Origin of the sequence: Pseudoalteromonas sp. SCSIO 43088 (assembly GCF_023650795.1) — a bacterium.
Taxonomy (GTDB): Bacteria; Pseudomonadota; Gammaproteobacteria; order Enterobacterales; family Alteromonadaceae; genus Pseudoalteromonas; species Pseudoalteromonas shioyasakiensis.
Map to the genome: position 1 here is coordinate 2,379,563 of NZ_CP072675.1, position 12,438 is coordinate 2,392,000.

Here is a 12,438-nt window from a genome sequence, read left to right on the forward strand (position 1 = left end):
CGTTTAGATTATGAACAGGCAACACTTGATAACGAAAAATTAACAAGGAATAATTACAATGAAACCGAGTTTTCAACTAGCTGCCGTTGCATGCGCGCTTAGCCTTGCGCTTGCAGGATGTTCTCAATCAACCCCATCAACAAGTAGCACCGAAAGCGTGCAACAAAGCCAAACTGTTAAACAGTACGACGCTGAAACCTTTTTTGATACAACCTCAATTATGGGCAGCAGCTTTTCACCGAAAGGCGACAAAATACTCGTTAGCAGTGACGAAAGCGGCATTTATAGCCTTTATGAAGTAGATATAAAAACCGCCCAAAAAACCCGCTTAACAGACTTTGAAGACAGTACTTATGCTGTGGCTTATTTTCCTAAAGATGAGCGCGTACTATTTACTAAAGACTCTGGTGGTAACGAGCGTTATCACATCTACGTTCGCGAAACAGATGGCACAGTTAAAGATCTTACGCCAGGTGAAGAAACCCGTGCAGGATTTGCAGGCTTCACAGAAGACGGTAAACACTTTTTTATAACCAGCAATCAGCGTGATGCTAAGTTTATGGACCTATATCGTGTTGATGCTAACAGCTATGAAGTAACGCCTGTTTATCAAAATACTATGGGGCTAGATGTCGGCGCAATCAGCCCTGACGGCCGCTTTATTGCTTTATCGAAAAACAATTCGAACAAAGACAGCGATGTATTTATTCTCGATACGCGTAAGAAAACACTGAAACCAGAGCTCATTACCCGTCATGACGATGACGCTAAGTATGGCCCAGAAACCTTCTCAAGAGACAGTAAATCATTATATTACTCAACCGATGCCAAAGGTGAATTTGCAGAGGTGTGGCGCTATGACTTAACGACCGGCGAGCACAGCCCTGCCCTCAAAGATGAGTGGGATGTGAGTTTTATTTACTTCTCTAAATCTGGCCGTTATCAAGTAAGCGGTGTTAATGCTGACGCAAGCACTAAAGTGTCGATAATTGATACCACCACAGGTAAAGGTATTGCCATGCCATCGCTGCCTGCTGGTAACTTACGTGGTGTGAACTTTTCAGCTGATGAAAAGACCATGGCGTTTTATTTAAATTCAGATACCTCGCCAAGTAACCTATTTGTGTGGCAACTCGGTGAATCAAAAGCTAAACAATTAACCAACACATTAAGTGATGCCATTGATCAAAATGACTTGGTTGAAAGCACAATTGTGCGCTTTAAAAGCTTTGATGGTTTAGAGATCCCTGGGGTTTTATATAAGCCTAAGCAAGCTAATAGTAACAACAAAGTACCAGCTTTAGTTTGGGTGCACGGCGGTCCTGGCGGCCAAAGTCGCACAGGATATAGTGCAATGCAGCAGCATCTAGTCAATCATGGTTATGCCATTTTTGCAGTAAATAACCGTGGCAGCTCAGGCTATGGTAAAACCTTCTTCCATTTAGATGATAAAAAACACGGCACTGACGATTTACAAGATATTGTTTACGGTAAAAAACACCTGCAAAGCCTAGATTGGGTTGATGCTGATAAAATTGGCATCATGGGGGGCAGCTATGGTGGCTTTATGACCGCCGCAGCACTTGCCTTTGAACCAGAAGAGTTCAAAGTAGGCATTAATATATTTGGTGTAACAAACTGGGTTAGAACCTTAAACTCAATTCCACCATGGTGGGAAAGCTTTAAAAAGGCACTGTATGATGAAATGGGCGACCCAGCGACAGACGGTGAACGTCACCGTGCCATTTCGCCACTATTTCATGCTAAAAACATCACCAAGCCATTAATGGTGATCCAAGGTGCTAACGACCCACGCGTTTTACAAGTTGAAAGCGATGAACTTGTTGCCGCTGTAAAGGCAAATGGCGTGCCTGTTGAATATGTATTATTCGATGATGAAGGCCATGGTTTTACTAAAAAAGAAAACCGCATAAAAGCCTCAAATGCATACCTTGAGTTCTTAAATACCTACTTAGATAAATAGCAAAATTGCAAAGATAAAGAGCCGGTATTATGCCGGCTTTTTTATGCAAAACACCTGTATAGAATCAAAATTTAACAGTTTATACAGTACTGTATAAAATACTGTGTGGATTTAATGGTAAATTTTTCACCTTTTCCAACCTTCAAAATGAAACCATAAGCAACTGTTTAATAACAATTAAATAATATTAACTAAAATAAAACTGAATAATTGGTTAAAAAATAGCAAAAAAGTACTTGCGCAAAAACACTGTATAAACTACTGTATACACATACTGTATAAACAACCAGTGAGTGAAAGTTATGTTACAGCCAATTACCTTAAGAACAGTTAAAAGCTACCAACAAGATAACGACAAAGCGTCTGTTAATTTAATTCAAATTGAAGACGAAATATCAGCAACCTTTGAGCTATTAAAAGTATTGCATCATTACAATAGCCAAAATGCATGGACACTATTAATTGCTCCTGATCATGTTCCTAGTAAAGCCTTACTAGATTCGTGTTCGATTGATACCAGCAAACTTCTTGTGATCAGACAAAAACATTTAGTTAATCTTGAGTATGTTCTTAGTTCAGCATTACATAACGGTAATTTTGCTGCTGTGATCACATGGACAGATATTGTTAACAATCATCAACTTGATTCGATGAACTTAAACCTTGAGCAGGCATCTGCTAAGTTTTATTGTTTTACAAAAAGCGCTCAATTAAACAATTTATAGTTTTAGGTAAGTTGTTATGACATCACTCACACACTCCCTTTGTCCTTGTGGCAGCGAATCGACTTACGAGCTTTGCTGCCAACCTTTTCATACAGGTGCAAGCCAAGCTGATACGCCAGAGCAACTTATGCGTTCTCGTTTTAGTGCATACGCGCTGAAAGATGCGAAATATGTATTCAGTACCTATGCACAAAGCCAGCAAGCCGCTAACCCTGTTCGCGAAATTAAAGATTTTGCTAATAGCTGCCGTTTTACCAAGCTAAGTGTTTTAGATACTGAACATAATGATCAAGAAGGTTTTGTCGAATTTAAAGCTAATTACTTTTACCAAAACTTGTATTGTGAGTTACACGAAAAGTCGCGTTTTATTAAAGAAGATGGCCTATGGCGTTACTTAGATGGTGATATAACGCCAGTTGCAGATATTAAAATTGGCCGTAACGACGAGTGCCCTTGTGGGAGCGGCAAAAAATATAAAAAGTGTCACGCTCTTTAATTACCATTAACCTGGTAAATCCAGTCTAAGGCTTGGGTAATCGTTGTTGGGAATGCAGTTGCATGGCGTGCCTGAGGGATAACAAATAAATTTGTTGTAACCAGCGCGCCGCTATGTTTATTAATTTTAGCTGCTAATTGCCTTGCGCCCGACACCATTTTTTCACCTTCGCTTTCTTCAAGTTCTCCCACTGCGATGTAAACTTTTGTTGTGTTGGCAGCTGGTTTTACAGCCATAGCTAATATTGAGTTTTCTTTAAACCACACTGAAGGACTGCCGATAATATAATTTGAAAAAAGCGAAGGCTCAGTGAATAAGGTATAAGCCGCAAATAAACCGCCAAGTGAGTTACCGACTAACGTACTTTTTTGGGTTGTTCTGAAGTCGGCCTCAATATAAGGCAATACAGTATGTTTTAGGTAGTTTAGATACTGACTTGCTCCGCCAGTTTTACGCTGCCAATTTTTATCTTCAAATGGCGTATAGTCATAAATACGGCTATCAAGCCCTGATACACCTTTTTGATATCCTACTGCAACGATAATTACCTCTTCTATAGTCCCCGAATTCATCATAAAGCGACTAGCACCAGAGGTAATTGGCAAACTGTAGTTTGCATCTAACAGGTAAACAACTGGGTAGCGCTTCTGGTTTTGCTTTTGGTAGCTGCGTGGCAATTTAATCGTAATGGGGTATTCGTTTTCGGTATGTTTATCTTTAAGTAACACAGTATTAGTATGTGGCAAAGTAAACGGCTCAGCATAGCTTACGGAGGTCACGCCCAAAACACTGATCACCAAAACGAGCAATATATAAGGCATAGTTAATCCTTTAACCACTTCTTAATTGGTAACAGCCACTCATCTTTTGGTTTATAAAATGCGCCATGGGAGAGCCCTGTATTAATGCTTAATTCTTCGAACTTGGTTACGTCACTTCTATCAATTAAAAATTGGCAAGAGCCAACCTGATCTGAGCGCTCAAAGATAGAATACACCTTGCCATAAGCCTTAACTGATGTGTGATTTTTTATAAGGCCTGCACAACCTGCCAATATAATTAAGTTAATATGTGTACGCTTAAGTTCATTGGCTGCTAGGATCGACAATGCCCCGCCCCGTGAAAAACCAACCAAACTAATGTTCGACTCAGCAACACCGGCACTGATCAATGCTTCAACATCTACAGCGAGCTTTTTCGCAAACGTAAATGGCTCAGTGCCCTCTGGCCTGTGATAGGCAATTAAATGATAGCTCTCATCTGCCAGTGCTTCTTTTACTGCAATAAAGTCATAAACACCAAAGGTTTTGTGAACAGGCTTAGGGTTTGTCCCTTCAACGATAAAACCATGTGAATAAAAAACATAGTGACCATGCGGGTCAATCTCTGTTGGAAACTGGCTGTAGATAGTGCCAGCGCAAACAGGCAAAACCCAGCATGCACAGAGTAAAAGTACGGTACGTATCACAAGCATCCCTTTAAAAATCACGTTACACCTAATAGAAGATAATAACACCTTAAAAAATAATATCTTAGCAAAAAACTAAACCCTACTCTCAGTAATTTTAATTAAAAATCAAATTACTAATCGCAAGCTGTATCACGATTTAAACTTCAAGTTTCAACTTGAGGTAAATTCATGGAATTTCATAGTTAAACTACAAAAAACCACATGATAACGCTGTCAATTATTTATCAAAAGGCGTATTGTAAAAAAGCAGTTAAAATAACTGCAGGTTTTAGACGTCTAGACGTTGAAAAAATAAATTCTAAGGCGTAGTATGTTCGTAATCTGAGTTAGACTCACATTTTCCATGAGATTTTTTAAAGATGATTGATATAAAGCACCTAAAAACCATAGCGACCCTTAAAGAAACAGGCTCTTTGGTCAATACCGCCCGTGAGTTGTTTTTAACTCAATCGGCTTTATCGCATCAAATTAAAGATCTCGAGAATAAGTTAGATTGCCAGCTGTTCGAACGTAAAACACAGCCTGTGCGTTTTACTCCGCAAGGTATGCTACTTCTGGAGCTTGCTAATGAAGTATTACCTCGTGTTGAGGCAACAAAATGTCGGTTAAAAGAAAGCCTTAACCAGCCAATCTCAAATTTACGTTTAAGCGTTGAGTGTCATGCCTGCTTTCATTGGTTGCTCCCAACCATCAAAGAATTTAATAATTTTTGGCCTGATATTAAAATTGATTACGAGCGCGGCTTTAGTTACGACGCCATTCCAGATTTAATTAATGATGAATTAGATCTAGTGCTGACTTCTGATATTCGTGAACCCGATCAACTTGAGTATGCTCACCTGTTTGATTTTAAATTGAAACTAATCGTTGCACCGGATCATGAGTTGGCTAAAAAAGCCTATGTCACCGCCCTTGATTTAAAGAACGAAACAATTATTTCGTACCCTATTCCCCGTGAGCGCCAAGACATCTTTAAACATTTTATTCAAAATGCACGCTTTGATGGCACGCTTAAAACGGTTGACCAAGGCTTATTGATATTTCAATTAGTGAGTGCAGGTATGGGGGTTGCAGCATTACCAGACTGGCTAGTCACCCCTTATGAAAGCCAAGGGCTCATTAAGTCTATTCCGTTAGGTGCACTAGGCCTTACTCGCCCTATGTATTTAGCGATGAAAAAGAATATGAAAGATAACCCAGTTTATCGCCACTTTTTAAATACATGTAAGCAAAATAACGGTCGCTAAAGCTAGGCAAAATAACTAACATAGCTGCATCTGTTACAAACAATAGTGTTGATACATGTTTGAAATTAAAAAGATCATTGGCTCATTATTAATGCCCCTGCCTTTGCTCGGGCTTCTTACTTTAGTGATGGTATTTTTAGCCATTGCACATAAACGCAAAGCACTCTATTTTGGCTTTGTTAGTATTTTAACTTTAATGCTGATAAGCACGCCATTTATTGGTCAATCACTGATAGCTGCAAGCAATAACCCAGCTTGGCAATTTAAACAAGCGAAACACCCTAAACTCGATAACATTGTGGTACTTGGCTGCTCAATAATGCCCAACTCGCGCCTTCAAGCAAACCACCAGTTAGGCGATTGCGCGCTTGCTCGATTACTTGAAGGTGTTAAGCTTGCCCATCACTATCCAAATGCCACCCTTTATGTATCAGGAGGCGGCTTTGCTAATACCACCAATAGCCAGCTCATGTTTGAGACAGCAAAAGCGTTAGGTATTTCTGCAACGAGAATTAAACAAAACCCTCTCGCCATGGACACCGCAGAAGAGGCGAAACGACTTGCCATTTATTTAGTCGATAAAAAAACTGCCTTAGTCACCTCAGCGAGCCACATGCCGCGAGCTAAAGACTTATTTAATGCACAAGGCATTGATGTGATCCCAGCGGCAACCGACTTTCAAGATTTTAGTCAGTATCCAACGTACAAACAGTTTATACCTAACATTGCAGTACTTGTTGCAGTGACCAGAGTAGCGCATGAGAAAATTGGCAGTGCATGGGTGGGTGTGCGCCGCTGGGTTGATCCAGAGGCGCTGTAGAACATCAGACTGGATTGTCGATATCGATAAACGTTACATCAAAACCATGCTGCTGAGCTAAAAGCTCGCCTAAGGCTTTGATGCCATAACGCTCAGTCGCATGGTGCCCTGCTGCAAAAAAGTCGATACTTTGCTCGCGTGAACTATGAATCGTTTGCTCAGAGGCTTCACCTGTAAGATAAGCATCAATACCTTGAGCTGCCGCTAAATCAATATACCCTTGTCCGCCACCTGTGCACCAAGCGATGGTTTCGATTTTCTCTTTTCTTACCAAACTAGTTAATGGTGCACGGTCAAGTACTTGGGTTATTTTGGCGGTAAATTCTTCACCACTTAAAGGTGTTTTTAAACGGCCTTTTACCGGCACACTATTTGGGCCAGATTCAAGCCCACCTGTGAACTCAATATCGAGTAACTTAGCCAGTTGCGCGTTATTACCAATTTCAGGGTGTATATCTAGCGGTAAATGATAGCCATATAAGTTAATATCATTATTTAAAAGCGCTGCAATACGGCGCTTTTTCATGCCCGTGATTGGCTGCGATTCCCCTTTCCAGAAATAACCATGGTGTACCAAAATAGTATCTGCATTTTCTGCAATAGCGGCATCAATCAATGCTTGGCTAGCGGTGACACCCGTCACTATCTTTTTTACTTCGCTCGCACCTTCAACTTGTAAGCCATTTGGGCAAAAGTCAGCGATAGAATCAGGTTTAAGAATGTCGTTTAATAATTGAGTAAATTGTTTGCGTTGCATATAAAAATCGTCCTTCAACCCTCTATTTTGTGCAAATTTTGGCGTTTATGAGTGAAAAATGGAAGGAAAATCGCAAAAAATTGAAAAGTAAGCTGAAAATAGGTATAAATATATATTCTTAATCTGTGTTTACAACGTATAGGGTCTCTGATGAGCAAACTAGACAAAACAGAAGTGTTAAATGCCTTCGAAGCAGCATACGAAGCAGCGAATGGTAAGAAACCTGAAATCACAACAAAACCTGGTTGGTATAGCATCGACGGTGGCAAAAATATGCGCCTTGCTGATGTTGCAGCGCTGACTGAAGAGCTCACTTCTGGTAAAGCAGCTGAGCCTAAAGCAGAAGAAGCACCTAAAGCACCAGCGAAAAAAACCAAAACTAAAACCGCTGCACCGGCTAAAACAGCTAAGAAAGCATCGTTCACTGTTGTTACAGCAAACGATGACGGTTACAAAGCTGAAGAGCTTTGGATTGTTAACCTAGCTGAAAAAGACCACGATTGTCGTTTACCGCGTGGTGTTGTGTAATCAAATTACACTTAGCAATTTTAAAAACCGCTACTCGTTAGCGGTTTTTTTATGGCTGTTCATTTGGCTAGTTATAATCCATTGGCTAACATGGCCAAACAACACTATAAATACGGTTCCAATCAATACAGGCATCACTAAAAAGTCCCAGCTTTGCATAGATTGCATTATCAAAATTGGGTTTGCGCCTGCAGCGGGATGTACGGTATCTGTCAACATCATAAGACTTATTGCCAACCCTGTAGCTATAGCAATTTCAACAGGCCCTACACCGACATAATTTACAAAAACAACGCCGATTAGTGCAGTTAAAAAGTGCCCACCAATAACATTCTTCGCTTTAGCTAAAGGGCTGTGTGGCACACCAAATACCAGCACCGCAGTTGCTCCAAATGGAGCCATTAACCACACACCATAACTTCCTAATTGCTGTAAATAGGCCAACACAAAAATTGCCATACAAGCAAATATACCCGCAATGGCCGCCTTGCTTACTTTATTCTCCATAAAACCTCCAACAGGTAGACCGATTTGTCTACCAGCAAATGGTAGACAAATCGGTCTACTTCTGTCAAGCTATCTTTAGTCACCTAATGAGACCTTGTTATGGATAAACGAACACATATTATTATGACCGCCCTGTCACTTTTTTATCAAAAAGGCATTCATAGTGTAGGAATAAACGAAATTATTAGTGTGGCGGGTGTCGCCAAAAAAACCATGTACCATCATTTCGCAAGTAAAGATGAGTTATTATTAGCCTGCCTTAGTGAGCGACATAACAGATTTTTAAATTGGTTAACGCATGCCACCAGCAAGCTAACCACTATTGAAGAATTTAAAGTCGCTTTGATCAGCTGCCATGAAGCTTGGTTTAATTCTGAAGTGACTGAATTAGGTGATTTCAATGGCTGTTTATTTATTAACACTGCCGCTGAGTTTGCTGATCCTACAAGCCCAATTAACCAAGCCTGCAAAGAGCATAAAATGGCAGTCCAGCAGTTAATTAAACAGCGTTTATCAGCGTGTAATAACATGGAAAGTTCGCAGCTAGACTCGCACAGCCACTATTTGATGACGCTTGTAGAGGGCATGATCTGCCAAGCAAAACTAGTTGGAATTAAACATTTTCCTCATTTAAAACAATAAATTAACAATAAAAAAGCGGCGCAATGGCCGCTTTCAGTTTAGATTTTTGCTATGTTAGATTTTTTCAAAATATAACTTTTCGCGTTTTTTCTCACCCACTTCGTTCATGGTTGCAGCATCAAATAAACGACCATTGATCATGGTGTAATCGATTTTATCTGTATCACGAATGTTAGTTAGCGGGTTACCGTCAATAACAATTAAATCGGCAAGTTTACCTGGCTCAAGAGAACCGATGTTGTTATCAAGGCCAATGTATTTAGCAGGATCTAAGGTTGCTGCACGAATTGCTTCAAGTGGTGTCATACCACCTTGCGCAAACATCCAAATTTCCCAATGTGCCGCTAAACCTTCACGTTGACCGTGAGCACCAAGGTTTACTAAAACACCTAAGTCTTGCAGCTCTTTAGCAACACGGGCATTGTTAAAGTGGTTATAGTGATGATCGGGCGCCTTAACACGACGCATTGAGCGAGGTAAAAGCTGATTCTTTGGTACAAACTTACTTAAGCGTGGGTGATTCCACACATCCGTCTTGTCGTACCAATAATTTTCACCCCAAATACCACCGTAAGCTACACCGAGTGTCGGCGTATAACCCACATCGCTTTGAGACCAAAGCTGGCGAATATCATCGTAAATATTGGCAACAGGAATTGAGTGTTCAATACCCGTATGACCATCAACTACCATAGTTAAGTTGTGCTGCAGTAATGAACCGCCTTCTGGCACAACCATCATTTCAAGTTCACGACCTGCTTCAATAACTTGTTGGCGCTGTTCACGACGAGGTTGGTTATATGATTTAACACTAAACGCACCTACTTTCTTTAAACGCTCAAGATGGAATTTAGCATCTTCTAACGAGTCAATATGCGATGTATAACCTGGCATATTTGCACCATATAAAATGGTACCCGTTGAGAAAATACGAGGGCCGACAATCATGCCTGCTTTTTGCATTTCGCTTGCAGCAAAAATCTCTGTGGTGTCGTTTGATGGATCGTGAATCGTTGTCACACCTAACGCTAAGCCAGCTAAGTTCTTCCAGTTTTGCTGTGGAATGATCTCATCGCTGCCTTGTGAGCCGTGCGCATGCGCATCAACAATACCCGGCATAATTGTCTTGCCAGTTACATCAATTACTTCTGCGCCTTTAGGAATAGCAACACTGTCTTTACTACCAACCGCTTTAATATGCTTACCATCAGTAACAATAACGCCGTTTTCAATGACCTGCTCACCGTTCATGGTGATAATACGCGCACCAGTTAACGCAAAGATTGATTTAGGCTCCGCCATGGTTTTTGTAAAACCGATGTTATCGCCGCTTTTAACTTTAAAGTCAGTCTCTGCATTTTGGTTAATATCAAATAAACCCGCTAAGCTTGCATGATATAACTCTGGGCCTAAGCTCCAATAAAGTTTATCGCTTGTGCCACTCCAGCTGATGTTTTCACCCGCGCGAACAGAAAGCTGCTCAATTGGGAATTGGCTATCTTTCGGGCCAATATTAATGGTTTTGCCACGCTCAACAAATGGCGTAACAAATACTTTAAAACGCTCTGCAAACGCTAAGTATTGGCCATCTGGTGATACTCTAAACTCTGTAGCATGTTCTGATTCGTAAAGTTTACGAACTTGCTTTGATTCAAGCTCAACAACACTTAATGTTGGTTTCGGCCAAGGGCTCATCACATAAATACGGTCATTCGCTGCACCAAATTGTGGCTGATATCCTGATTTAGTGATTAGCGTCGCTTTACCACCTTTAGCACTTACTGAGTAAATGCCTGGCTCTAATGACCATGTTGGGTTAAGGATACTGCCGCCAGACGCTTTACGGTAAACAACTGTTTTGCCATCAGGGCTGAAAGTTGGCTCTACATATTTACCCGGCTCTTTAGTAATGGTATCGCCACGGCCACTTCGCGCAGATACAACACGTACTGAGCCCTGTTCGTTATCATCCCATGTGGTGTAAACAACCTTCTTACCATCACGAGAGAACTGCGGGAATAATTCAAAGTGGTCGTCTTGCTTAGTCAGGCGCTTTACTTTGCCAGACTCTAAATCACGTTTATAAATATGCCCTAGCGCTTCAAAAATAGCCGTTTCACCATCCGGTGAAATTTGTACATTGCGCAGCATTTTCACATCAAAATTATCGCTATCGATGTTTTGTGTAAAACGCACCGCTTTTTGAATTTGCTTATTGGTCTCCACTTTAAATGGAATAGTCGAGACAGACTTATCATCTACATCTAGCTTATGAATGGTACCACCCGCCCAAAAGACCAGCTGTTCGTTATCTGGTGTCCAAGCAATTGTTGGGTATACGCCATGAATTGCCCATGTCTCTTGCATATCACGCTCAAGCTCGCCATACAGCTTGGTATGCTCACCGGTGTGAAGATCATATAAGTACAAGCTTGTTTGGAAATCATCGCGCTTGATATACGCAAGCTTTTTACCATCTGGTGAAGGTGTTGGTCGAATAGCCCCACCCATACCATCTATAATTGTTTCAATTTCGCCGGTTTCACGGTCATAGCGTTTAATTTTATAAATACCCGCTACAGAATCTTTAGAGTAATGGAATGTTTTACCCGGCGTTGCATCATGAGAGAAATAAACATAACGACCATCTGGTGAGAACATTGGCTCGCCTAAGTCTTTTTGGTCGTTTTCGCGTGCGGTTAGCTGTACACCTTTACCACCCGCTTTGTGGTAGAGCCATACTTCACCAGCCCCTAAAGAGCGGCTTGCAGTAAAGTGCTTACGCGCAACTAAGTAGTCACCATCTGGGCTCCAAGCTGGGCTGTTTAACAAACGAAATGTTTCGTTCGTTACGGCTTTTTGGTTTTCACCATTTAAATCCATAACCCAAATGTTATCGCCACCTCCTTGGTCTGAAGTAAACGCAATGTGCTTACCATCAGGGCTAAAGCGTGGTTGCATTTGCCATGCAATATCACTGGTTAATTGCGTTGCAGTGCCACCCGACATTGGCATGGTATAAATATCGCCGAGTAGGTCAAACACCACTGTTTTACCATCAGGGCTAATATCTACGTTCATCCACGTGCCCTGCTCAACACTAATTTTAGCGTCTAGGAATTGGCCTTTTGGTGCGTCCACCTGCCATTTGTTGTCATTTGATTGCTCAGCTGCCGCCACTTGCCCAGTTAGAGCAAGTGAAATAGATACAGCGAGCGCTGTATGAAGCATTTTCTTCATTGAAATCTCACTTTTTATTGT

12 protein-coding genes are annotated in these 12,438 nt (G+C 41.0%); 7 read left to right on the forward strand and 5 right to left on the reverse strand.

Annotation, left to right across the window (positions count from 1 at the left end; genetic code table 11):
- Positions 1-58 precede the first annotated feature (58 nt).
- The 3 genes from J8Z28_RS10985 to J8Z28_RS10995 all read left to right on the forward strand — a co-directional run bounded on the left by J8Z28_RS10985 (position 59) and on the right by J8Z28_RS10995 (position 3,205).
- Complete coding sequence (locus tag J8Z28_RS10985; protein ID WP_250659418.1) at positions 59-1,984, forward strand: S9 family peptidase; 1,926 nt, start codon at positions 59-61, stop codon at positions 1,982-1,984.
- Positions 1,985-2,286: 302 nt separating this feature from the next.
- Positions 2,287-2,709 carry a SulA-like leucine-rich domain-containing protein gene (locus J8Z28_RS10990; protein WP_250659419.1) on the forward strand — a complete coding sequence of 141 codons (423 nt, stop codon included), beginning with the start codon at positions 2,287-2,289 and terminating at the stop codon, positions 2,707-2,709.
- A gap of 16 nt (positions 2,710-2,725) precedes the next feature.
- Entirely contained in the window at positions 2,726-3,205 is a 480-nt protein-coding gene (locus tag J8Z28_RS10995; protein ID WP_055196855.1) for a YchJ family protein, read from the forward strand.
- On the opposite strand, the gene J8Z28_RS11000 is transcribed toward J8Z28_RS10995, so the two are convergent.
- Together J8Z28_RS11000 and J8Z28_RS11005 are read right to left on the reverse strand one after the other, a co-directional pair.
- Positions 3,202-4,026 carry an alpha/beta hydrolase gene (locus tag J8Z28_RS11000; protein ID WP_250659420.1) on the reverse strand — a complete coding sequence of 275 codons (825 nt, stop codon included), beginning with the start codon at positions 4,024-4,026 and terminating at the stop codon, positions 3,202-3,204. The genes J8Z28_RS10995 and J8Z28_RS11000 overlap by 4 nt on opposite strands.
- 2 nt (positions 4,027-4,028) lie before the next feature.
- Positions 4,029-4,673: a dienelactone hydrolase family protein gene (locus tag J8Z28_RS11005; RefSeq protein WP_239964791.1), complete on the reverse strand. Its 645-nt coding sequence runs from the start codon at positions 4,671-4,673 to the stop codon at positions 4,029-4,031.
- Positions 4,674-5,035: 362 nt separating this feature from the next.
- On the opposite strand from J8Z28_RS11005, the gene J8Z28_RS11010 reads away from it, so the two are divergent.
- Positions 5,036-5,923: a LysR substrate-binding domain-containing protein gene (locus tag J8Z28_RS11010; protein WP_054551603.1), complete on the forward strand. Its 888-nt coding sequence runs from the start codon at positions 5,036-5,038 to the stop codon at positions 5,921-5,923.
- A gap of 55 nt (positions 5,924-5,978) precedes the next feature.
- A complete protein-coding gene (locus J8Z28_RS11015; RefSeq protein ID WP_250659421.1) occupies positions 5,979-6,743 on the forward strand; it encodes a YdcF family protein in 765 nt (254 codons plus the stop codon).
- A 4-nt stretch (positions 6,744-6,747) separates the two neighbouring features.
- On the opposite strand, the gene J8Z28_RS11020 is transcribed toward J8Z28_RS11015, so the two are convergent.
- The gene (locus J8Z28_RS11020; RefSeq protein ID WP_055196862.1) at positions 6,748-7,500 is read right to left on the reverse strand and encodes a Nif3-like dinuclear metal center hexameric protein; all 753 of its coding nucleotides are present in this window, start codon (positions 7,498-7,500) and stop codon (positions 6,748-6,750) included.
- A 150-nt stretch (positions 7,501-7,650) separates the two neighbouring features.
- On the opposite strand from J8Z28_RS11020, the gene J8Z28_RS11025 reads away from it, so the two are divergent.
- The gene (locus J8Z28_RS11025) at positions 7,651-8,028 is read left to right on the forward strand and encodes a hypothetical protein (RefSeq protein ID WP_250659422.1); all 378 of its coding nucleotides are present in this window, start codon (positions 7,651-7,653) and stop codon (positions 8,026-8,028) included.
- Between the two features lie 30 nt (positions 8,029-8,058).
- Here the strand turns inward: J8Z28_RS11025 and J8Z28_RS11030 are convergent, their stop codons facing one another.
- Positions 8,059-8,535, reverse strand: coding sequence for an HPP family protein (locus J8Z28_RS11030; RefSeq protein ID WP_055021517.1), 477 nt, complete (start codon positions 8,533-8,535; stop codon positions 8,059-8,061).
- A gap of 99 nt (positions 8,536-8,634) precedes the next feature.
- Here J8Z28_RS11030 and J8Z28_RS11035 point away from each other — a divergent pair, with 99 nt between their 5' ends.
- The gene (locus tag J8Z28_RS11035) at positions 8,635-9,177 is read left to right on the forward strand and encodes a TetR/AcrR family transcriptional regulator (RefSeq protein WP_250659423.1); all 543 of its coding nucleotides are present in this window, start codon (positions 8,635-8,637) and stop codon (positions 9,175-9,177) included.
- Between the two features lie 54 nt (positions 9,178-9,231).
- Here J8Z28_RS11035 and J8Z28_RS11040 read toward each other — a convergent pair whose 3' ends face one another.
- Positions 9,232-12,417, reverse strand: coding sequence for an amidohydrolase family protein (locus J8Z28_RS11040; RefSeq protein WP_250659424.1), 3,186 nt, complete (start codon positions 12,415-12,417; stop codon positions 9,232-9,234).
- Between the last annotated feature and the right edge of the window lie 21 nt (positions 12,418-12,438).